A 22,845-nucleotide genomic window follows, 5' to 3' on the forward strand; every position below is an offset into this window, starting at 1 on the left:
GCGTAATTCCCGAGACTGTCGGACATCGGGTGCACCATGGACTGGTGACCGACGTCCTCGCCCGTTTCTCCGCGCCCACCCGGGAGTGGTTCGGAGGTGCATTCGACGCGCCCACACCTGCGCAGCTCGGCGCGTGGGATGCGATTTCGTCGGGTGCGCACACACTCGTCGTCGCGCCCACCGGCTCAGGCAAGACGCTGTCGGCGTTCCTATGGTCACTCGACCGGCTCGCTGCCCGCCCCCTGGAGACATCCGACTCACCGCGCGAACACCGCACCCGGGTCCTCTACATCTCGCCGCTCAAGGCACTCGGGGTCGACGTCGAGCGCAATCTCCGGTCGCCGCTCGTCGGCATCACCCAGACCGCGAAACGGCTCGGTCTGGCGCCGCCTGAGATCACCGTGGGTGTCCGCTCGGGCGACACCTCGCAGGCCGACCGGCGCAAGCTCGCCCGTACACCTCCCGACATCCTCATCACCACCCCCGAATCACTGTTCCTCATGCTCACCTCGGCCACACGCGAGACACTCGCAGGCGTCGAATCAGTGATCGTCGACGAGGTGCACGCTGTCGCCGGGACCAAACGCGGCGCGCATCTGGCGCTGTCCCTCGAACGTCTCGACCTGCTCCTACCGAAGCCCGCTCAGCGGATCGGACTGTCCGCAACGGTGCGTCCGCACGAGGAGGTGGGCCGCTTCCTCGTCGGGGGCGAGCCCATCCGGATCGTCGCCCCTCCAGCAGTCAAGACCTGGGAGCTCACGGTCCAGGTGCCGGTCGAGGACATGACGGAGTTGGGCACATCCGGTATCGACGACGATTCCGAGTCACCGACGCCGCAGGCCGGGTCGATCTGGCCGCACGTCGAGGAGCAGATCGTCGATCTCGTCACCGCCCACCGCTCGACGATCGTGTTCGCGAATTCGCGCCGACTCTCCGAAAGGTTGACCGGCCGGCTCAACGAGATCTACACCGAACGCACCGGCAGCGCCGTCGACCGCGAGACCGCGCCGCCGGCGCTCCTCGGCGCATCCACCGAGGTGACCTACGGCGCCGAACCGGTCCTTGCCCGTGCCCACCACGGTTCGGTGAGCAAAGACCAACGCGCTCTCATCGAGGATGATCTGAAGTCCGGTCGGCTGCGCTGCGTCGTGGCTACCTCGAGCCTCGAACTGGGTATCGACATGGGCGCGGTCGATCTCGTCATCCAGGTGGAGGCACCACCATCGGTGGCGAGCGGGCTGCAACGAGTGGGGCGGGCCGGGCACCAGGTCGGTGAGACTTCACGCGGAGTGCTGTTCCCCAAGCACCGCACCGACCTGATCCATTGCGCCGTCACCGTCGAGCGGATGGTCGCCGGGCACATCGAGGCCCTGCAGGTCCCGGCGAATCCCCTCGACGTCCTCGCACAGCAGACCGTGGCAGCGGCCGCACTCGAACCCCTCGGGGTCGACGACTGGTTCGACACTGTCCGGCGGAGCGGATCGTTCACGTCGCTGTCGCGGGGCGTCTACGAATCGGTGCTCGATCTGCTCTCGGGCCGCTACCCGTCGGACGAGTTCGCCGAACTCCGTCCCCGCGTGGTGTGGGACCGCACCGACGGCACGCTGACGGGCAGGCCCGGGGCACAACGACTGGCCGTCACGTCCGGCGGGACCATCCCTGACCGCGGTTTGTTCACCGTGTACATGGTGGGCGAGAAGAACACCCGCGTGGGAGAACTCGACGAGGAGATGGTCTACGAGTCGCGGGTCGGCGATGTCTTCGCGCTCGGCGCGACGAGCTGGCGAATCGAGGAGATCACCTTCGACCGGGTGCTCGTGTCCCCCGCATTCGGCCGCGCCGGGCGTCTGCCGTTCTGGCACGGCGACAACCAGGGACGCCCTGCAGAACTCGGCGCGGCGCTCGGTGCGTTCATCCGCGAGCTCGGCCACGCTGCACCCGACGACGCCGACGCACGATGCCGATCCGGCGGACTCGACGACTACGCGACCGCAAATCTGATCGGCCTCCTCGACGAGCAACGCACCGCCACCGGCCACCTCCCCACCGATCGCACCCTCGTCGTCGAGCGCTTCCGCGACGAACTGGGCGATTGGCGTCTCGTCCTGCATTCCCCGTTCGGTCTGCGTGTCCACGCACCGTGGGCTCTCGCAGTCGGGGCGCGTCTGCTGGACCGGTTGGGCATCGAGGCACATCCTTCGCCGTCCGACGACGGCATCATCGTCCGGCTACCCGACACCGAGGACGATCCGCCCGGCGCCGACATCTTCGTCTTCGACCAGGACGAGATCGAGGATCTGGTCACCGAACAGGTGGGTGGCTCGTCCCTGTTCGCGTCCCGGTTCCGTGAATGCTCGGCGCGCGCGTTGCTGTTGCCGCGGCGCAACCCCGGTAAACGCGCGCCCCTGTGGCAGCAACGTCAGCGTTCCGCGCAACTGCTCGACGTGGCCCGCCGGTACCCGAGTTTCCCCATCCTGCTCGAGACGGTGCGCGAATGCCTGCAGGACGTCTACGACCTCCCCGCGCTGCGCGACCTGCTCGGCCGTCTCGCGCGGCGGCAGATCCGGCTCGTCGAGGTCGAGACACCCACAGCGTCACCGTTCGCCGCGTCGTTGCTGTTCGACTATGTCGGTGCGTTCCTCTACGAGGGCGACAGTCCGCTCGCCGAGCGGCGCGCGGCTGCGCTGTCTCTGGATTCGACGTTGCTCGCGGAGTTGCTCGGCCGGGTCGAGTTGCGCGACTTGCTCGACGCCGACGTGATCGAGCAGGCCGAACTCGAATTGCAGCGCCTGGTGCCTGAGCGGCGTGCTCGGGATGCGGAGGGCGTTGCGGATCTGGTGCGTTTGCTTGGGCCGTCGACCGATGCCGAACTGCGGGAGCGCAGTACCGACGACCCTGCTCCGTGGCTCGCCGAGCTGTCGGCCCAGCGACGCGTTCTGCAGGTGTCGTACGCAGGCCGGAAGTGGTGGGCGGCAATCGAAGACGCGTCACGATTGCGCGATGCGCTCGGAGTGCCGTTACCGATCGGGGTCCCCACGGCATTTATCGAACCGGTCGCGGATCCACTCGGCGACCTCGTCGCACGTTACGCCCGCACACACGGGCCGTTCACCACGGCGGCAGCGGGGACCCGCTTCGGTCTCGGCGCGACGGTCGTCGAATCCGTTCTGCAGCGATTGGCCGACGACAAGCGCGTCACCTCGGGTGAATTCCGTCCCGGCGCCACCGGAGCGGAGTGGTGCGACAGCGAGGTCCTGCGCCGTCTGCGTCGACGCTCCCTGGCCGCGGCACGCCACGAGGTCGAGCCGGTGAGCACCGCAACCCTCGGCCGTTTCCTGCCCGACTGGCACCATCTCGGACGCGGGCCCGGCGCGAGCGCGCTCTACGGTCTCGATGGTGTCGCAGCCGTCGCCGAGCAGATCGCGGGTGTGCCGATCCCGGCGAGCGCCCTCGAACCGCTGATCCTTGCGCCGCGGGTACGCGATTACTCGCCCGCGATGCTCGACGAGTTGACGTCGAACGGCGAGATCATCTGGTCCGGCGTCGGCTCGATCTCGGGAAAGGACGGCTGGATCTCGCTACATCCCGCCGACCTCGCCCCCGCCACACTCGCTCCTGCCGAGGAGATCGAGCTGACGGGCATCCACCGGGCGATCCTGGAGGCCCTCTCGGGTGGGGGCGCATACTTCGTACGGCAACTCGGGGACGCAGTGAAAGCGCTCGAACCGGACGCGACCGATACGGCTCTGAGTGCTGCGATGTGGGATCTGGTCTGGAGTGGGCACATCGCGGGCGACACACTCGCACCGCTCCGCGCGCTCATCGGCGACACATCACGTGCCACCCCCGCGCATCGTGTGCCGCGGAGGGCTCCGCGGGCCCGCATGTATCGGGCGCGTCCGACCGTTCCGTCACGGACTGGGCCGCCGACCGTTGCGGGCCGGTGGTCGCTGCTACCCGAGCGTGAGACCGACCCGACGGTGCGGGCGCACACAACTGCCGAACTGCTCCTCGAGCGGTACGGCGTGGTGACCCGGGGCGCCGTGACGAGCGAGGCCGTCCCCGGGGGGTTTGCGCTCATGTACAAGGTGCTCAGCCGGTTCGAGGAAACGGGGCGCTGCCGACGGGGGTACTTCGTCGATTCTCTCGGCGGCGCACAGTTCTCGACCCCGGACGTGGTGGATCGGCTGCGCTCGTTCTCCGATTCCCTCGAGGGTCGCCACACCCGCACCGAGGCGGTGACGCTCGCCGCCTGCGATCCCGCCAATCCGTACGGCGCCGCACTCCCGTGGCCCAAGGCAGCTGCAGCGGCGGCGAGCACGTCGAAGCACCGGCCTGGCCGGAAGGCCGGTGGCCTTGTGGTACTGGTCGACGGGAGCCTCGTAGTGTTCGTCGAGCGCGGTGGGCGCACTCTGCTCACCTTCACCGACGATCCCGGTCGGCTCCGCACCGCATTCGCGTCGCTCGCTCACACCGTCAAGAACGGTGGCGTCGACAAGATCGTGGTCGAGAAGATCGATGGTGTCTCGATCCACGGTCATGCCCTCGCGGAACTGCTCGGCGAAGCCGGGTTCTCCGCGACACCGCGCGGATATCGGTTGAGGTCCTGACGTGCCCGAAGGCGATACGGTGTTCCAGACCGCTGCACGACTGCACGCGGCGCTTGCGGGAAACATCCTGACCGAAAGCGATTTTCGGGTTCCCCGCTTCGCGACTGTCGATCTCACCGGTGAAACAGTGGAGGAAGTGGCCGCACAAGGCAAGCACATTCTGGTTCGCTTGCCGCATCACACTTTTCACTCGCATTTGATGATGGACGGTCAGTGGCACGTGTATGAGCGCGGAACACGCTGGCGCAAGCCGGGTTTCCAGGCTCGTGCGGTACTCGGCACCGAACACGTGCAGGCGGTGGGGTTCGATCTCGGCATCGTCGAAGTGCTGCCCCGAGAGAAGGAGAGCGACGCCGTGGGGCACCTCGGACCGGATCTGCTCGGACCGGACTGGGATCCGGTGCTTGCGGCCGTCAATCTCATGCGTGATCCTGCCCGCCCGATCGGGCTTGCACTGCTCGACCAGCGCATCATGGCCGGGGTGGGCAACGTCTACCGTAGTGAGCTGTGCTTCCTGCGCGGCGTCGATCCTGCGACACCGGTACGAGAGGCCGGCGACCCGGCCGGCTGGGCAGAACTCGCCCACCGTGTGTTGTACGCCAACCGGAACAGGACTTCGCGGGTCACGACCGGCGATGCGCGCCGGGGTCGTGGGCTGTGGGTGTATGGACGCGCCGGCAGGCCATGTCTGCGCTGTGGGCGGCCCATCGAATCGGGACGCCTGGCCGGTCCATCCGATCCCGATCGCGTGGTCTACCGCTGCCCTGGGTGTCAGCTCCTGCGCTGAGCGTCGTGCGCGGCGCGCTCGAGAAGCGCAACGCAGTGTTGCACGAACGTTTCCCGTGGGACGGCGATCGCCCCTTCGAGGTACCCCATGAACAAGCTGGTCAAGGCTCCGACGAGTCCTACAGCCACCATGTTGCGGACGGCGTCGTCACCGATCTCGGTGAGTTGGGCGCTGACGAGTGCGACGAACACCGGTGCGAGTTCGACGCCTCTGCCGCTGATTGCGGGTTCGCGCAGCGGTGCGAGCAGTAGTACGCGACCCATCGCCGGCTCGTCGACCATCAGGGCAACGAATGCCCGGACCGCTGCTTCCGCCCGGCGGGCGTGCGCCGCTGAGCTCACTGCCGCGACGAGCACGTCGCGGGCGCGGTCACCCACGAGCCCGTACACCGCCCGGACGAATGCGTCGCGGTCGGTGAAGCTCTCGTAGAAGTAGCGTTCGGTGAGTTCGGCTGCCCGGCACACCGCGCGCACATTCGCGGCGGATCCGTCGGGCGCGCCGATGAGGGCGATCCCCGCGTCGAGGAGACGTTCCCTTCGGACACGCCGACGCTCGTCCAGGCCGATACCCGCCCAGCTTCGGCGCGTGGTGTCCACTGTGCGATTCCCGTCGTCGACTACGTGTGATCGGATCCTACTCTGGCAACATACGTAGTCAGAGTCCTTCGCCGGGAGCTGAGCCGACGTCGGCCGAGACGACAGGACCTTTCCGAACAACGCTGAGATTTTCGCCGACTCATGCCACGCTGTCGATATGGGACTCGACGCCAACGCGCTACTCCACGGGCCGTTGTTCTCCCGCGATGCGCCGCTCGACCGTAACAATGCCGCCAGTCGCATCAGCGCGTATGTCTATGGCAACGTACTGGTGCTGGCAGTGCTCATCCCGATTGTCCCCGGACCGAACTACGTCGGAATCGCGATCGTCCTCGGCACCGCCCTGTCGACGTTCGTGGCGCACGCCTTTGCGGAATCGGTGGGGCACAGCGTCCGGCAGGGCAGCCGCCTCACCGCAGCCGAACGGCGGGCCGAAGTACGCGACTCCGTGCCGATTCTCACCTCTGCAGTGGTCCCGTGCGTCGTCCTCGCGATCGGTTGGCTCGGCTGGATCGAGCCGCGTACCGCTCAGCTGCTGGCGGAGCTTGCGGTCCTGGTGCGAATCGGCGGCATCGCGTTCGTGATCGGACGACTCAACGGTGAGCGTCCCAGCACTCGACTGCTGATGACTGCAGGCGCGCTCGCCCTCGTGGGGGCGACGATCGTGGTGATCAAGGTCCTGCTCACGCACTGATCACTTCGAAGACACTGATCACTTCGAAGACACTGCTCACTTCACAGGGACCGGTTCGAGGATCTCGGCGCGCGCCTCCGGAGCGGCCGCGCGCAACGCATCAGCGGATTCGTCGTCGAGCCGGCTCTGCGAATCGACCTCTGCCTCGACCCGGGCCCGATACGTCTCGACCTCCCGGTCGATCGCTGCCTCGTTCCAGCCGAGGATCGGCGCTACGAGATGCGCGACCTGTTCCGCGCAATGCACGCCCCGGTGCGGATACTCGATCGAGATGCGGGTCCGGCGGGCGAGGATGTCCTCGAGATGGAGCGCGCCCTCGGCGAATGCCGCATAGACGGCCTCGACCTGGAGATACAGCGGGGCGTCGGTGATCGGCTCCAGCAATTCGGGCCTGCCCTCCGCGCACGCGAGTACGTCCTCGACCAGTGAGCCGTACCGGTCGAGGAGATGCTTGACCCGGTACGGGTGGAGGTTGTGCTGCTCAGCAAGGTGCATCGTCTGATTGACCAGGGCGAAGTATCCGTCCGCACCCAGCAGCGGCACCTTCTCGGTGATCGACGGCGCAATGCGGGCCGGAATGTCCTCGGCCGCGAGATCCACCGCGTCTTCGGCCATCACCCGGTAGGTCGTGTACTTGCCCCCTGCGATCGCTACCAGGCCCGGCGAGACACGGGCGACCGCATGTTCGCGCGACAGTTTCGAGGTTTCGTCGCTCTCCCCTGCCAGCAACGGACGCAGGCCCGCGTAGACACCGTCGATGTCGTCGTGGGTGAGCGGGACGACGAGCACACTGTTGACGTGGTCGAGGATGTAGTCGATGTCGGCCTTCGTCGCGGCGGGATGTGCGAGGTCGAGGTTCCAGTCGGTGTCGGTGGTGCCGATGATCCAGTGGTTTCCCCACGGAATGACGAACAGCACCGATTTCTCGGTCCGCAGGATGATCGCCGAGTCGCTCACGATGCGGTCGCGCGGAACCACGATGTGCACGCCCTTCGATGCGCGCACCCGGAATCGGCCGCGTTCACGCGACAATGCCTGGATCTCGTCGGTCCACACGCCGGTCGCGTTGATGACCACGTGGGCACGCACTTCGGTGACAGAGCCGTCCTCGCTGTCGCGCACTCTCACACCCGACACGCGGTCGGCCTCACGCAGGAAGCCGACGACCTGGGTCGAGGTTCGCACCACCGCGCCGTACTGGGCCGCAGTCCGCGCCACCGTCATGGTGTGGCGGGCGTCGTCCACAACCGTGTCGTAGTAGCGGATCCCACCGACGAGGGAATTGCGTTTGAGTCCCGGCGCCATTCGCAGTGCGCCCGCACGTGTCAGATGTTTCTGCGCGGGAACTGATTTCGCTCCGCCCATCCGGTCGTAGAGGAAGATGCCCGCCGCCATGTAGGGGCGCTCCCAACCGCGATGGGTGAGGGGGAACAGGAACTTCAGCGGCTTGACCAGGTGCGGCGCGAGCGTGGACAGCGACAGTTCGCGTTCGCGCAGCGCCTCGCGGACCAGGCCGAATTCCAGTTGCTCGAGATACCGCAGGCCCCCGTGGAACATCTTCGACGACCGGCTCGACGTGCCGGACGCGAAGTCCCGTGCCTCGACGAGTGCCACGCGCAGGCCACGGGTCGCGGCGTCGAGAGCAGTTCCCGCCCCGACGACACCGCCGCCTATCACCACGATGTCGAACTGCTCGCCGCCGAGGCGTCGCCATGCGTCCTCGCGCTGCTGCGGACCGAGAATCTGCACACCTGATCGGTTGGTCACCGCGCCACTCCCTCAGTCGCCGACATGTCCTGTACAACGCTAGTAGGTTCGACCGCACAGTGCTGTGCAGTGAACACTCTTCCGATACCTCGAGGACTCCCGTGAACCAGTACATCGCCGCGATCGACCAGGGCACCACGTCCAGTCGATGCATCATCTTCGACCACGACGGGCGCGTCGTGTCGGTTGCTCAGAAGGAACATCGGCAGGTTTTCCCGCAGGCCGGCTGGGTCGAGCATGACCCTGAGGAACTGTGGCTCAACACTCGCGAAGTGGGTGCTGCGGCTCTCGCGAAGGCGGATCTGCGCAGGAAGGACGTCGCTGCGATCGGGATCACCAACCAGCGTGAAACCACGATCGTGTGGGATCGCACCACCGGCGAGCCGGTGTACAACGCGATCGTGTGGCAGGACACCCGGACCGATCGGCTGGTGGAGCAACTGGCGGGTGATGCCGGACCTGATCGGTATCGCGCCACTACCGGGCTGCCGCTGTCCACCTATTTCTCCGGCCCGAAAGTTCGGTGGATCCTCGACAACGTCGACGGGGCGCGGGAGAAAGCCGAGGCGGGCCGTCTCGCGTTCGGCACGGTCGACACCTGGATTCTGTGGCACCTCACCGGCGGCTGTGGGCAGGACGGCAACCCACCGGGTGTCCATGTCACGGACGTCACCAACGCGTCGCGCACGATGCTGATGGATCTCGAGACCCTGCAGTGGGATCCACAGATCTGTGACGACATCGGGATTCCCATGTCCATGCTGCCGGAGATTCGTAGTTCGTCGGAGGTCTACGGATATGCGCGCGAGCGGGGCCCGCTTGCCGGGGTTCCCGTTGCCGGCATCCTCGGCGACCAGCAAGCCGCAACCTTCGGTCAGGCGTGCCTTTCGCCCGGGGAGGCCAAGAACACCTACGGCACGGGCAATTTCCTGCTTCTCAACACCGGTACGACGCCGGTGCACAGCACCCACGGCCTGCTCACCACCGTGTGTTATCGCATCGGTGACGCCGACGCCGTGTACGCCCTCGAAGGGTCGATCGCGGTGACCGGATCACTCGTGCAATGGCTGCGCGACAACCTCGGCATCATCAACTCCGCCGCCGAGATCGAGACCCTCGCGTCGGCGGTGCCCGACAACGGCGGCGCCTATATCGTTCCGGCGTTCTCCGGACTGTTCGCGCCGCACTGGCGACCCGACGCACGCGGAGTGATCGTGGGACTCACGAGGTTCGTCGACAAGCGCCACCTGGCCCGAGCCGCCCTGGAGGCCACGGCATTCCAAACACGGGAGGTGCTCGAAGCGATGCGCGCCGATTCGCACGTCGAACTGAGCACACTCAAGGTCGACGGCGGAATGGTCGCGAACGAAATGCTCATGCAGTTCCAATCAGACATGCTCGCCGTGCCGGTGGTTCGTCCGATCGTGCCGGAGACCACTGCGCTCGGCGCGGCCTATGCGGCCGGTCTTGCCGTTGGCTACTGGAGTGGCGAGGACGACATCCGACGGAACTGGGCCGCCGACAAGACGTGGGAACCCCACATGGTCACGGCCGAACGTGAGCGTCTCTTCGCCGCATGGAACAAGGCGGTCGAACGCACCTACGACTGGGCGTGATGACCTACCCGGTGACCCACATGCCGTCGGGAATCGGCGCACCGAGTCCGGAGAGGCGGACCCCGTGCACGTGGTCGCCGATGAGCACCGCCGGCGCGGGCCGGACGTACCACGCACCTGGGGTCAGCTCTGCCAAGCGCTGCTGCACGACCTCGTACGCGGCGGTGCGCTCTTCGACGGTCGTGCCGACACGACCGGCATCGAGCGCCGCATCGAGGTCGGGATCGTCGACTCCCACGATGTTCCCCTTGGACGTCGAGTGAAAACTCGACCAGAGCGAGTGATCGGGGTCCTGAATGGTCACGCCGTGCACCATCATGTCGAAGTCGCGCGTACCGAATCGCGCGAAGGCCGCGGGGAAATCGAGGACCTCGACCTCGACGTCGACGTTGTCGAATGCTCTCAGCTGTGCCTGTGCGGTCTCGGCGACCGCCTTGTTCTCCACGGTCGGGAAGGTGGTGAAGGTGAACGACACCGGCTTCCCTTCCGCCGCCAGTTCATCGAACAATTGCTGTGCGGTGTCTGCATCGTGTCGGCCCAGCGGGATGTCGGAGTACCACGGAGACTCCTCCAGGAAGAGGGTCTCGGGAACGACACCTTCGCCGTTGTAGACGGTCGTGTTCATCGCATCCAGATCCACGGCGAGCGCCACCGCCCGTCGGGCACGCGGATCATCGAAGGGAGCGCGACGGTTGTTCATGCCCAGATACTGCCCACCGCCCATCGGCACGATCTCGACGGCCGTTCCGGCGTTCTCGGCTTTGGCGAGGGTGTTCCAGTTGCTGTCCGAGGCGAGGTCGGCACCGCCGGTGGTGATCGAATTGAGTCGTTGTGTGGTGTCGGGGGACGTACGGATCGTGAGGCCGTCCAGGTACGGCCTGGGCGCATCCCAATACCGCGGGTTCTTCTCGAGCTCGATGACGTTCTGCCGGGACCACGTTGCGAGCGTGAAAGGACCTGCACCGATCGGGTTCTCGTCGAATGCTGCCGCGCCCTGTTGCAGCGCCGCAGGCGAAGCGATCCAGTTCATCGAACTGACGATCACACTGTGTGCGTAGTTCGGGTTCGGTGCGGTCAACGTGACCTCGAGTGTCGTCGGGCCGAGCACCTCGGTCGAGGCGATCTGCGATGCCTCACCGATCGATCCCGACGCGGTGGCGGGGTCGCGCAACCGATCCCAGTTGAACTTGACCGCCTCGGCGTCGAGCGGTGTTCCGTCGGAGAACGTCACGTCGGGCCGGAGCGTGAGCACCATCGTGGTGCCGCCGTCGTCGCTCGAGAAGTCGGTGGCCAGGCCGTATCCGATCTCGAGGGTGTCGACGTCGGTGGTCATCAATGTGCCGTACAGCGCATTTCCCAGCAGGGACGATCCCGCATAGGTGTTGCTCATGGCCGCGGGGTCGAGGGTTCGCGGCTCACCCATCTGGATGATGTTCGCGACACCGCCCGCCACCGGATCTCCAATTTCTGCAGAATCACCTTGTGTACCAGCAGAATCCGATCCGACACACGCGCTCAGCAGCAGGACCGAGCATACCGCGGCCGCTGCCGCATCGATGGTGCGCCCCCTCCATGACAGTCTCCCTCGAAACATTGGCACCCTTCCCGGCAGCCCCTCCTGGACGAGACCGAGACTACGTTATTACTGTAAGTCACACCATAAGATTTACAGGGGGAATGCCGACCGCTTCGCATCAGGCTCGGGCACGAGGTGGACGACCCTCGTGAGCATGTTCTCGGCGCCGACCTCTGCCGGATCGGTGAGGTAGTACTCGCGTACCGGGCCCACGGCATCGACTCCGCGCGCCGCGAGGTCTGCGAACAGGGCGTGATAGGCAACGGGCAGGAGCGACGCCGGACCAGTGAAGTCCACCGCTGCGAAAAGACCGCCTGGCATCAGAAGAGCGTCGACGCCGGCTTCGGGAGCGACTTCGATGCCCACCCCGAAGTCGACGGTCCCCTCGAGCACTACCGGATATCGACCGACCACCGGCGCCTCCGTGTCGACACCCAGCGCAAGTGCGTCCCCGAGGAGGCCTTCGATCGACGCAGCAACGGTGCTGTCGAGGTCATCCACCTCAGCACTGCCTTCGCGCCACAGCACGACCTGATCGTCGATGCGTCGCAGCCGAACCGGAAGTTTCATTGCGGCAAGCTCTTCGAGCGAACCGACGAGGGCGAGCGAGCGCATTGCCCGCTCGGCCTCGTGCTCGATACGGGCACGCTCGACGGCCAGCACATCCGCACCGCCCGCCGGATCATCGACGATGCGGCGAATCGCGGCGACAGAAACTCCGGCTCGACGGAGCAGGCCGACCCTCAGCGCCGATGCGAGTTGGGCGGGCGCGTAGTACCGGTATCCGGTGTGCGGATCGACTCGACCCGGGGTAAGCAGTCCCTCGCGGTCGTAGTAACGCAGGGCTTTCACAGTGAGTCTGCACGCCCGCGCAAACTCACCGATACTCATCCACTGCGTCGGATCGGTCATGTCGCGTCGGTGCCATCTGTGAACGGAATCACCGTGATCACATCGACGAGCAGACCGTCGGGGTCGACGGTCATGAAATGCCGTTGCCCGAAGTCCTCACTGCGCAGACTCGAGGCGATGGGCAGTCCTGCCGCCCTCGCACAGTCGTGGACCGCGTCGACGTCGTCGACCTCGACCGAGACGAGCACTCCCGCGGGCGATCCGCGGAAACCCTCCGGGATCGTCTCGTGGCCTTGTATGACGAGCCCGAGCTGCACCGATTCGGTGGTCGATGATTGCAGCTGGACGTACCAGTCGCTGTCGTACACGACGGTCAGCCCCAGGAGACCGACATAGAAGTCGCAGCTGCGGCGGATGTCGGCGACCGGGACGACGGGAAAGATGCTTTGCGTGACGGATGTACTCCGTGTTGTGAAGGTGCTCATACATCTCACCGTCTTCCCTCCCCCGGGGGGAGAGTCAAACCCCGGCGCCGCCATCGCGTGTGACCCGGCCGATCAGCCCAGGTCGTCGTGCCGCATCAACTGCCGAGCGGCTTCGGTCACCGACCCGCTCAGCGACGGGTACACCGAGAAGGTCTGCGCGAGGTCTGTCACGTTGAGGTTGTTCTGTACCGCCAAGGCAATCGGCAGGATGAGTTCGGATGCGTTGGGCGCGACGATCACTCCGCCGATCACCACACCGGTCGCGGGGCGGCAGAAGATCTTGACGAAGCCGCGTCGCAACCCGGACATCTTCGCCCGTGGGTTGGTGTTGAGCGGCAACATCACTGTGCGGGCAGGAATCTCGCCCTTGTCGATGGTTGCCTGACTGACACCCACGGCCGCGATCTCGGGGCGGGTGAACACTGCCGCAGCGACCGTCTTGAGTTTGATGGGGCTCACGCCCTCGCCGAGCGCGTGGTACATCGCGATGCGCCCCTGCATCGCGGCGACGGAGGCGAGCGGCAGGAGGCCGGTGCAGTCGCCTGCGGCGTAGATTCCCGGCACCGACGTGCGCGACACACGGTCGACGGGCAGGTAGCCGCCCCGGTCGAGTTCGAGTCCTACCTTGTCGAGTCCCAGGCCCTGGGTGTTCGGGACCGATCCGACCGTCATGAGTGCGTGACTGCCCTCGACGACGCGACCATCCGACAGGAGCACCCGGACGCCGTTTCCGGTGCGTTCGACCGAATCGGCGCGCGCGTGCTTGACGAGGGTGACGCCGCGTTCGGTGAGCACTTCCTCGAGCACGAGTGCCGCGTCTTCGTCCTCGTGAGGCAAGATGCGGTCGCGACTGGAGACCACAGTGACCTGGACCCCGACCTCGGTGTATGCCGAGACGAACTCCGCGCCGGTCACACCGGAGCCGACCACGACGAGATGCTCGGGGAGCTTGTCGAGGTCGTAGAGATGACGCCACGTCAGGATGCGCTCGCCGTCGGGTTCTGCATTGGGAAGAACGCGCGGACTCGCGCCGGTCGCGATGAGCACCACATCGGCGTCGAGCACCTTGTCTTCACCTGTGAACAGCTTGGCGCGGACCTTGTGGGCGGCCATCCCGATCTCGGGATCGATCAGCTCGCCGTACCCGGACAGCAGCGAGATTCCTGCAGCCTCGAGTTTCGTGCGGATGTCGGCCGACTGTGCACGTGCGAGGCTCTTGACACGTGCATGCACCTGCGGCAATGCGACGGAGGTGCGTTCGAGTTCGATGCCGAGGTCGGCGGCGCGGCGCATGTCGGTGCGGACGCCGGTGGAGGCGATGAAGGTCTTGGACGGGACGCAGTCGAAGAGAACGCATGCGCCGCCGATGCCGTCCGAATCGATCAGAGACACCGACGCGCCGTACTGCGCTGCCACGAGCGCCGCCTCGTAACCGGCGGGTCCGCCGCCGATGATGACAATCCGAGTCATTGTTCTCCTCTGTATCGATTCCGAATAAGGTTATCGGGCCGAACTCGGGCATCCGCGGGGGTGTGCGAACGCCCGCGACAACGCTATGCCACCGCGGGTGCACGGCGCAGACAGACCGTGCAACGATGTCGGCGACTCGGTCACCGCTGGCGACGCCCGGCACGGTGCGATCGAGACCGAACCGTTAGCCTTGTGGACGTGCCGATCTACGCCGCCTACGGGTCCAACATGCATCCGGAGCAGATGCTGACGCGCTGCCCGCACTCGCCGATGTCCGGCACCGGCTGGTTGCACGGGTGGCGGCTGACGTTCGCGGGCGCCGATATCGGCTGGGAAGGCGCACTGGCGACCGTGGTGGAGGACGCCGATTCCAAGGTGTTCGTGGTGTTGTACGACGTACCCGAGGACGACGAGCGCAGCCTCGACCGCTGGGAGGGCGCCGAACTCGGCTTCCACCGCAAGATCCGCGTCCGCATCGACACCGCCGACGGGCCCGCCCTTGCCTGGCTGTATGTCGTCGACGGATACGAAGGCGGGCTTCCGTCCGCTCGCTATCTGGGCGTGATGGCCGACGCCGCAGAGATCGCAGGCGCTCCGTCGGACTATGTGATGAACCTGCGCACCCGCAACAGCCGCAACGTCGGCCCGGGGCGTCCCGACTCCTTCTAGCCGTTGCCTCTGGTGAGCAAACGTGAGCACGCTCTGTTTGCTTCTTCATCAGGCAGCCTCACCTTCCGATGAGACAGTCCCGGACTCACCCAGCAACTGCTGGTGCCGGGTTGACGCTTCCTCGCCTGCAGCGTTGACCACTTCCGTGGTCGCGGACTCCCGCGTGGCTCCACGTCCGTCTCCACCCGAATCGGTGGCGGCCGGGCTACTTCCGGTACCGGTCCCCGTTGCACCCGTGCGGTGGGTCTCGCCGAGGCGGGCGAGGTTGATCGCGGCATTATGATCACGATCGATCGTCAGGCCGCAGTGGTCACACACATACGTTCGGTCCGCGAGGGTCAGGTTTGGTTTTCGCCTGCCACACCCCGAACACATCTTGCTGGACGGAAAGTACCGGCCGGCCTCCACCAACACCGAGCCGTACCACGTGGTTTTGTAGTCGAGCATCCGGCGGATCTGCGCCAACGCCGCGTCCGCGAGGGCCAGGTTCAGGCCCTTCTTCCGCGCCCCGCCCGCCGAACGCATCCCCGACGCATTCAACGTCTCCACCACGATCACCCGATGCCGCTGCGCCAACTCGGTGGTGGCCTTGTGCAACACATCGCGGCGCACCGCCGCGGCGTGGGCGTGGGTGCGGCCGATCCGGCGTTGCTGCCGCACCCACCGCTTCGACGGCCGCCGTTTCGTCTTGGTCGACGGGTCGTACGGACCACGCTGCCGCGCGGCCCTGCGCTGCAACGCCCGCAGCCGGTCCTGGACAGCGGTCAGAGACTTCGGCGCCGGAACCCGGTCGAGTTCGCGTCCGTCCGGCGTCGCGACAACGATCAGGGAGTCGGCTTTGACGCCGACGTCGACACCGACCACCGACTCACCCTCACCGACATGCCCCGGCACGGCGACAGCACGGTGCACGAGAACCTGAAACGCCACATGCCACCGACCCGCCGAATCCTCGGACAAGGTGGCAGACAGGATCCGGGCGGTGCCCGCCTCGATCCGGCGGGCCAGTTTCCGGGTGGATTCGCAGGTGTGGATCCGCCCCAACCTCGGCAGGGTGACGTGATGGCGGTCGGTCTCGACACCGATGGTGCCGGTGGTGAACCGCACCGATCGGCGGGACCGGACGGTCTTGAAGCGAGGGAACCCGATCGTTTTCCCGGCCCGCATACCTTTGCGGGATGTCGACCACGCGTCCAATCCCCGAGCGAGCGCGTCCAACCCGGAGTCGTAGGCCTCCTTGGAGTTCTCGGCCCACCACGGCGCGACCTCGTGTTTGCGGGCGTTCCACTGCTTGCGCAGACCCGCGAGTGACCATCCCCATGCGGGTGTCAACTCGTCCTCGTCGAGGCCGTAGGTGCGTTCGGCTTGCCGCTGGTTCATGACCGCTTTCACGGCGGCGAGCATCGTGTTGTGCGCTTTACGGGCCCCGCCGGCGTGCGAGCGGAATGCTCGTATCTGGGTGGGTGTGGGGTCGAGCGCGAACGTGTAGGCCTGCGCGGTCCAGCCGTCGGGGATCTCGAAGCGCGCCATCACGCGACCTGCGGTTCGGGTACGTCCTGTGTGGTGGCAGTGACCGGCCGCATCGCACGAGTGCGCGCACGGTTGTGGCGGTAGAGGCGGACGGATCTCGAGGTCGGATCCTCGGTGAGGTCCCGCACCGGATCGTCCTCGGTCTCACCGTGGTCGCTCGCCACGATCCGGCGGTCCTGCGCCGGCAGGGCCGCCGTCGGGTGCAGGGCTCCGAGCCGGACCGGACGGTTGCGGTAGGTCACGATGATCATGCTCGCAGAGGGGTCCGACATGTGACTTGTGGGTGCGCCCATTCGGTCGGCTTCACACGCATTGTGAACACATTCGGTCATGTTTGTTCACATTTGCTCACAGAATGTCGAGCAGTTCGTAACCCCTTTCTCGAAGGTGTGGTTCCGAGCCCGGATACCGGGTTCGGAACCACACCTTTCTGCATTGTCGAGCGGTGGTATAAGGTCACGCTAACCAAACTTAGGTAAGCCAATCTTGGCATCGAGAAAGAGTGTGGACCCCTCGTGATTCGTAGTAACCGGCGTGGACCCGCCACGCCCCGATCGGCGGGAGCGCGCTCTGCCGTACCCGCACTGATCCTGATTCCCGCGCTTCTCGCGGCCGCATGCGGCTCGTCCGACACGTCATCGTCCAGCGCGGACGGGCCGGCCGAAGCCGAGTCTCTGACGGTCGCCGTCGCGAAGGACACGGGACCCCTCAACATCTTCGCCGGTGCGTCCGACCAGATGACCGAACTCGTCTACGACAAATTGCTCTCCCCCTCGCCGTACGTCGCCGAACCGCAGCCGTGGCTGGCCACCGATGTCCGACAGGTCGACGCCACGACTTGGGAGGTGGATCTGCGCGACGACGTGAACTGGCACGACGGCGAAGCGTTCACCGCCGACGATGTCGCTTTCAGCTTCCACTACATGCATGCCGCGCCGACCGGACGTTTCACACACCACGTCAACGACACACCGTCGATCTCGACGGTGGAAGCGACGAGCCCGACCTCGGTGCGGTTCGTGTGCGACTACGCTTGCCCCGAACTCGGCACGGTCACGCTCGCCGATCTTCCCGTCCTCCCCGAGCACATCTGGTCGAAGGTCGACCCCGCGAAGGCGAAGGAGGTGACCGACCTCCCGATCGGCACCGGGCCGTTCAAGCTTGTCGACTACAGCCCGACCACCGGGTACAAGTTCGAGGCCAACGCCGACTACTTCCCCGGTGCTCCGACGGTCGACGAACTGGTCATGCCGGTGATCGCCGATTCTTCGGCCGCATTCACCGCCCTGCGCTCCGGCCAGGTCGACGCGGTCGATCGCGCGCTCACCCCGGAGTTGGTCGATCAGTTCACCGCATCGAACGACATCGGCACCATCACCGTGGCGCCGCTGACCTACCCCGAGCTGAAGCTCAACTTCACCCGTGAACCCTTCGCACAGGCCGACTTCCGTGCCGCACTGAACTTCGCGGTGGATCGCGATCAGATGCTCGACCTCGTCGGCCTCGGCCAGGGCCGCCCCGGCACCCAGGGCTACGTCCATCCGGATGCACCGTTCGCCGATCCGGACGCATCCACCCCGTACGACCCGGCTCAGGCCACCGCGCTGCTCGACTCACTCGGGTGGAAGGACGTGGACGGCGACGGTACGCGCGAGAACCCGGCCGGAGAAGCCGCGGCGTTCACGTTGATCGTCAACGGTGGTGACGCGCCGCAGGTCCGCGCCGCCGAATTGATTGCGGAGGACTTCGCCGAGGTCGGTATCGACGTCGTCGTCAGCCCGCTCGACGCCGGGTCGCTCTCGGACGCCTCTGCGAAGAAGAACTTCGACCTCTACGTCACCACGAACAGCCCACATGCGGTGGCCGACTCCACACAGTTCATCATGTCGCACCGCTCGGGAAACCTGTGGAAGCATCCCGATCTCGCCTACCCGGAATTCGATGCGCTGTACGAGAAGTGGCGCGTCACCGAGACCAATGAGTCGCGCATCGCGGCAATGCAGGAGATGCAGGAACTGTTCAACCGCCAGCCCACCGCCATCGCCCTGTACTACCCGGACGAGACCTGGGCGTTCCGCTCCGACCGATTCGCCGGATGGGTCGAGACCCCCGGCTACGGCATCGTCCACAAGTGGTCGTTCCTGCCCTCCGACGTCGTCGACGCCGCGAACGCGGAAGCGCCGCAGGACTGATGACCGTCCTGCGCCGGGCGGGGCAGTACGCCCTGGTTCTGTGGGCCGCGGTGACGTTGAATTTTGCGCTACCGCACCTGGCACCGGGTGATCCCGTCAACTATCTCTACGGCGGCGACCAGCAGTCGCTCGACCCGAAGTACATCGCGCAGATGCGCGCAGACTACGGGCTCGACCGGCCGATCCTCGAACAGTACGTCTCCTTCTGGTCCGGTCTGCTGCACGGAGATCTCGGAATGTCCGTGCAGCACAATCGTCCCGTTCTCGATGTGCTGTGGGAGAAGCTTCCGTGGACGATCGCACTGGTCGGCATCGGAACGCTACTCGCATTCGTCATCGGCTCTCTGCTCGGCGCATGGGCGGCATGGCGCCGTGGCTCCGCGAAGGAAACCGGGACCGTCGTCACGGTTCTCGCGATCGATTCGATGCCCGGTTTCTGGATCGGCATGATCCTCATCGCGGTGTTCTCGGTAACACTCGGGTGGTTCCCGTCGTACGGCGCGGCCTCATTCGATGCCACCGGATTCGGATGGCTCACCGAAGTCGCGTCCCGCATGGCTCTCCCCGTCGCGACGCTCACCATCGCCGGTATCGGCGGGTTCTTCCTCATGACCCGTGCGTCGATGGTGGGCGTGCTGGACGAGCCGTTCATCCGGCTCGCCCGTGCGAAGGGACTCGGCGAGTTCCGTGTCGCGGTCGGACACGCCCTGCGCAACGCTCTGCTGCCCCTGTACACCACGCTCACCCTCACCGTGGGTGTGCTGCTGTCGGGAGCTGTCGTCGTCGAGTCCGTCTTCGCCTATCCCGGTCTGGGCAAGCTCACCTTCGACGCTGTCACCGCACGTGACTATCCGCTGCTTCAGGGTGCGTTCCTGCTCGCCACCGTCGGCATCATCGCGGCGAATCTGCTCGCGGACCTGACGTATCCGTTGCTGGACCCGCGGGTGCGCAAGGACCGGACCGCAGCGAAGCGGCACGACGCTCGATCACCGGAAGGGATACCGGCATGACGCTTCTCGGCACGAAAACCCGCTCGCAGCGCCTCGCACTCGTGGGCACAGTCATTCTGGGCATCCTTCTGCTGTGTGCGGTCGCCGCACCGTGGCTCGCGCCGTACGACCCGACCGAGCGCGTCACACGGCCGTTCTCCAAGCCGTCGGCCGAGCACCTTCTCGGCGCGGACGACGTGGGACACGATCTGCTGTCGATGCTCATCCACGGCGCCCAGATCTCGCTGTTCGTCGGCGTGGTTGCCGCACTCGTCGCAACGACGATCGGCACCGTGGTGGGCATTGCCGCCGGATACGTGCGCGGAGCCACCGATGCAATCCTGATGCGCGTCGTCGACGTGATCCTGTCGTTGCCGGTACTGCCGCTGACCATCGTCATCGGAGTCTTCGCCGGCCCCGGCCTGACCACACAGATCACAGTGATCTCGGCGGTGCTGTGGGCGGGCCTGGCCCGGGAACTGCGGTCGCAGGTGCTCACCCTGCGCGAGAGGGACTACATCCAGGCGGAACGGGCAATGGGCGCCGGCCCGCTGTATGTGCTACGCCGGCACATTCTCCCGGCCATCTTCCCGCTCGTGATCCCGCAGTTCGTGCTCACCGTCAAGACCGCGATCCTGCTCGAAGCGTCACTGGCATTCCTCGGACTCGGCGACATCTCGGCGGCGAGCTGGGGTTCGATGCTGTCGATGGCACACGCACGCAATGCGTTTCTCACCGACGCGTGGGTGTGGTGGGTCCTGCCACCCGGCATCGCTATCGCGGTCACGGTACTCGGGTTCGCGTTGCTCGGGAACGCTATCGAAGAGCGGTCACGCCCGGTTCTCACCCGTGCGCGGTCACGTCTGTGCCGGAAGACTCGCCCGGTCGATATCCCTGTGACCGAGGAGAATCCGACCGCACCCCTCATCGTCGACGATTTGACGGTGGTGTACGGCGAGAACGGCCGCGGCGCAACGAATGTCTCCTTCACCGTTTCGCCCGGTGAACTCGTCGGCCTCGTCGGCGAGTCGGGCAGCGGCAAGTCCACCGTGGCCGCTACCACGATCGGACTGCTGCCTTCCGCCGCACGGATCACCTCGGGACGGATCCTCGTGTCCGGCCGAGATGTCGCAACACTGTCGAAAGACGAGGTCCGAGAAATACGGGGGAACCGGATCTCCCTCATCCCGCAGGAGGCGTTGAGCGCACTGAACCCCGTGCGCACCATCGGGTCTCAGATCGACGAGGCAATTCGTACACACCGCAGGTGCGGGCGGCGTGAGGCACGGAACCGAACCGTCGAACTGCTCACCCAGGTCGGGCTCGGAGCTGATCGTGCCGACTCGTATCCGCATCAGCTGTCGGGCGGTATGCGCCAGCGAGTGGTCATCGCGATGGCATTGGCGAACCAACCGGATGTGGTGATCGCGGACGAGCCCACCAGTGGTCTCGATGTGCTCCGCGAGGCGGAGGTACTCGCTCTGCTCAACGATCTGCGCACGCGCCATTCGCTGGCACTGCTGATCGTCACGCACAATCTGCCGGTGATCGAACGGATCGCCGATCGCATCGCGGTGATGAAGGACGGCGATCTCGTCGAGATCGGTACTGCCGCCCAGATCTCGACCGACCCGCAGCATCCCTACACTCGAGCACTCGTCGACGCCGCTCCGAGGCTCGAACCCCTCCGGGAGAAGGTGGCCCCATGAGCCCGTTGCTCGAGGTCGAATCGTTGTCGGTGGTCTTCGACGGGGTACCCGCGGTGACCGACGTGAACCTGCAGGTCGGGCTCGGTGAATCCATTGCGCTGGTCGGCGGTTCGGGCGCCGGGAAATCCACGGTGGCGCGTGCGATCGCAGGCCTCGTGACCGCGATGTCCGGCAGCATCGTCTTCGACGGTGTCGATCTCGTGTCCGCACCACGGCGCACGAGCAGGGCGCTTCGCCGTGGTATGCACCTGGTGTTCCAGGACCCGTATGCGTCGCTCCCACCCGGCATGCGGGTGGGCGACATCGTCGCGGAACCGATGGTGATCCACCGCATCGGTGACAAGGCCGGCCGGCGAGACGCTGTGCTGGACGCACTCGCGTCGGTACGGCTCGCACCGGCTGCCGATTTCGTCGATCGCTACCCGCACGAGTTGTCGGGTGGGCAGCGACAACGCGTCGCGTTCGCGCGGGCACTCGTGACCCGGCCCCGGCTCCTGCTCGCCGACGAACCCACCAGCGGTCTCGACGCGTCGCTGCGCGTGGAGATCGTCGATCTGATGTCGGAACTTGCGCGCACCCAGGATCTCGCGGTCCTCCACATCACCCACGACCTGGCGCTCGCAGCCCGCAGCTGCGACACGTTCATGGTCATGCAGGACGGGAGGGTCGTCGAAACAGGAAGTGCCACCGACGTTCTCACCAGCCCCTCGCACCAGTACACGGCGTCCCTGGTGGCCGCCGCGACCGGTGCGCTCCAACCGCCCTACAGGAGAAGAAATGTCTGCACCACTGCAACTCGTCGATGACGGCATGAAAGTCGACTTCACCGTCGACGATGTCATGAAGTACCACGGCCCAGGATTCCCCGGGGGCGTCGCCCATGCCGTCAAGGTGCTCGAGCGTGCCCTGCCGGTTCTGAGCCCCGACTCCCCAGCGGAACGTCGCGAGATCACCGTCGCCACTGCGCACCGCGGCCAAGGCGTGCGCGACACGTTCGAAGCGGTGACACGCGCCGTCACGGAGGAACGGTTCACTGTCGACTCGACGCTCGAGCGCTCCGACCGAGGTTCGACCCTCGAACGCTACGTATTCGTGCTGACCTACCGCGGCACCACCGTGCGCCTCGAGATCCGGGAAGGGTTCGTCACCGACGAATTCATCAGCCTCGGACGCAAGGCGGATCGCACCGAGACCGAGAATGCACGACTCACGGTCCTCAAGCAGGAGATGGCCGATCGCCTGCTCGCGGCGCCCGCGGATGAGGTCTACGACCTCATCGGGTAGGTCCCCGTACCGTACGACC

18 protein-coding genes are annotated in these 22,845 nt (G+C 66.3%); 10 read left to right on the plus strand and 8 right to left on the minus strand.

Annotated elements, in window-relative coordinates:
• Window positions 1–44 precede the first annotated feature (44 nt).
• Together ACSYG9_RS00735 and ACSYG9_RS00740 are read left to right on the plus strand one after the other, a co-directional pair.
• Window positions 45–4,610 carry an ATP-dependent helicase gene (locus ACSYG9_RS00735; protein ID WP_454840723.1) on the plus strand — a complete coding sequence of 1,522 codons (4,566 nt, stop codon included), beginning with the start codon at window positions 45–47 and terminating at the stop codon, window positions 4,608–4,610.
• 1 nt (window position 4,611) lies between these two features.
• Window positions 4,612–5,397 carry a DNA-formamidopyrimidine glycosylase family protein gene (locus tag ACSYG9_RS00740; protein ID WP_454840725.1) on the plus strand — a complete coding sequence of 262 codons (786 nt, stop codon included), beginning with the start codon at window positions 4,612–4,614 and terminating at the stop codon, window positions 5,395–5,397.
• On the opposite strand, the gene ACSYG9_RS00745 is transcribed toward ACSYG9_RS00740, so the two are convergent.
• Complete coding sequence (locus tag ACSYG9_RS00745) at window positions 5,382–5,963, minus strand: TetR/AcrR family transcriptional regulator (protein WP_454843054.1); 582 nt, start codon at window positions 5,961–5,963, stop codon at window positions 5,382–5,384. The two genes, ACSYG9_RS00740 and ACSYG9_RS00745, sit on opposite strands and share 16 nt — an antisense overlap.
• A gap of 187 nt (window positions 5,964–6,150) precedes the next feature.
• Here ACSYG9_RS00745 and ACSYG9_RS00750 point away from each other — a divergent pair, with 187 nt between their 5' ends.
• The gene (locus ACSYG9_RS00750) at window positions 6,151–6,687 is read left to right on the plus strand and encodes a hypothetical protein (RefSeq protein WP_440125398.1); all 537 of its coding nucleotides are present in this window, start codon (window positions 6,151–6,153) and stop codon (window positions 6,685–6,687) included.
• A gap of 36 nt (window positions 6,688–6,723) precedes the next feature.
• Here the strand turns inward: ACSYG9_RS00750 and ACSYG9_RS00755 are convergent, their stop codons facing one another.
• A complete protein-coding gene (locus ACSYG9_RS00755; protein WP_440125399.1) occupies window positions 6,724–8,454 on the minus strand; it encodes an FAD-dependent oxidoreductase in 1,731 nt (576 codons plus the stop codon).
• 101 nt (window positions 8,455–8,555) lie between these two features.
• Here ACSYG9_RS00755 and glpK point away from each other — a divergent pair, with 101 nt between their 5' ends.
• Entirely contained in the window at window positions 8,556–10,070 is a 1,515-nt protein-coding gene (glpK, locus tag ACSYG9_RS00760; RefSeq protein ID WP_440125400.1) for a glycerol kinase GlpK, read from the plus strand.
• Between the two features lie 4 nt (window positions 10,071–10,074).
• On the opposite strand, the gene ACSYG9_RS00765 is transcribed toward glpK, so the two are convergent.
• The 4 genes from ACSYG9_RS00765 to ACSYG9_RS00780 all read right to left on the minus strand — a co-directional run bounded on the left by ACSYG9_RS00765 (window position 10,075) and on the right by ACSYG9_RS00780 (window position 14,453).
• On the minus strand, window positions 10,075–11,493 hold the full coding sequence (locus ACSYG9_RS00765; protein ID WP_454840726.1) for an ABC transporter substrate-binding protein: 1,419 nt from the start codon (window positions 11,491–11,493) through the stop codon (window positions 10,075–10,077).
• A 243-nt stretch (window positions 11,494–11,736) separates the two neighbouring features.
• Window positions 11,737–12,558, minus strand: coding sequence for a MerR family transcriptional regulator (locus tag ACSYG9_RS00770; protein WP_440125402.1), 822 nt, complete (start codon window positions 12,556–12,558; stop codon window positions 11,737–11,739).
• Window positions 12,555–12,983 (minus strand): VOC family protein, encoded by a 429-nt coding sequence (locus tag ACSYG9_RS00775; protein WP_454840727.1) that lies wholly within the window; start codon window positions 12,981–12,983, stop codon window positions 12,555–12,557. Before ACSYG9_RS00775 ends, ACSYG9_RS00770 begins: the two co-directional genes overlap by 4 nt.
• Window positions 12,984–13,055: 72 nt before the next feature.
• The gene (locus tag ACSYG9_RS00780; protein ID WP_440125404.1) at window positions 13,056–14,453 is read right to left on the minus strand and encodes an NAD(P)H-quinone dehydrogenase; all 1,398 of its coding nucleotides are present in this window, start codon (window positions 14,451–14,453) and stop codon (window positions 13,056–13,058) included.
• 198 nt (window positions 14,454–14,651) lie between these two features.
• On the opposite strand from ACSYG9_RS00780, the gene ACSYG9_RS00785 reads away from it, so the two are divergent.
• The gene (locus ACSYG9_RS00785) at window positions 14,652–15,122 is read left to right on the plus strand and encodes a gamma-glutamylcyclotransferase (RefSeq protein ID WP_440125405.1); all 471 of its coding nucleotides are present in this window, start codon (window positions 14,652–14,654) and stop codon (window positions 15,120–15,122) included.
• Between the two features lie 48 nt (window positions 15,123–15,170).
• On the opposite strand, the gene tnpB is transcribed toward ACSYG9_RS00785, so the two are convergent.
• Together tnpB and ACSYG9_RS00795 are read right to left on the minus strand one after the other, a co-directional pair.
• Entirely contained in the window at window positions 15,171–16,652 is a 1,482-nt protein-coding gene (tnpB, locus tag ACSYG9_RS00790; protein ID WP_454840729.1) for an IS607 family element RNA-guided endonuclease TnpB, read from the minus strand.
• Window positions 16,652–16,924 (minus strand): hypothetical protein, encoded by a 273-nt coding sequence (locus tag ACSYG9_RS00795; protein WP_454840731.1) that lies wholly within the window; start codon window positions 16,922–16,924, stop codon window positions 16,652–16,654. The genes tnpB and ACSYG9_RS00795 overlap by 1 nt, the downstream gene beginning before the upstream one ends.
• A 243-nt stretch (window positions 16,925–17,167) precedes the next feature.
• On the opposite strand from ACSYG9_RS00795, the gene ACSYG9_RS00800 reads away from it, so the two are divergent.
• The 5 genes from ACSYG9_RS00800 to ACSYG9_RS00820 are packed head-to-tail and all read left to right on the plus strand — an operon-like array spanning window position 17,168 to window position 22,826.
• On the plus strand, window positions 17,168–18,844 hold the full coding sequence (locus ACSYG9_RS00800) for an ABC transporter substrate-binding protein (RefSeq protein WP_454840732.1): 1,677 nt from the start codon (window positions 17,168–17,170) through the stop codon (window positions 18,842–18,844).
• Entirely contained in the window at window positions 18,844–19,854 is a 1,011-nt protein-coding gene (locus ACSYG9_RS00805) for an ABC transporter permease (protein ID WP_454840733.1), read from the plus strand. The genes ACSYG9_RS00800 and ACSYG9_RS00805 overlap by 1 nt, the downstream gene beginning before the upstream one ends.
• Window positions 19,851–21,542 (plus strand): dipeptide/oligopeptide/nickel ABC transporter permease/ATP-binding protein, encoded by a 1,692-nt coding sequence (locus ACSYG9_RS00810; protein WP_454840735.1) that lies wholly within the window; start codon window positions 19,851–19,853, stop codon window positions 21,540–21,542. Before ACSYG9_RS00805 ends, ACSYG9_RS00810 begins: the two co-directional genes overlap by 4 nt.
• On the plus strand, window positions 21,539–22,348 hold the full coding sequence (locus tag ACSYG9_RS00815; protein ID WP_454840737.1) for an ABC transporter ATP-binding protein: 810 nt from the start codon (window positions 21,539–21,541) through the stop codon (window positions 22,346–22,348). The genes ACSYG9_RS00810 and ACSYG9_RS00815 overlap by 4 nt, the downstream gene beginning before the upstream one ends.
• Entirely contained in the window at window positions 22,320–22,826 is a 507-nt protein-coding gene (locus tag ACSYG9_RS00820; RefSeq protein ID WP_440125412.1) for a hypothetical protein, read from the plus strand. The genes ACSYG9_RS00815 and ACSYG9_RS00820 overlap by 29 nt, the downstream gene beginning before the upstream one ends.
• Window positions 22,827–22,845 lie beyond the last annotated feature (19 nt).

This window comes from Rhodococcus sp. SJ-2 (genome assembly GCF_053750035.1).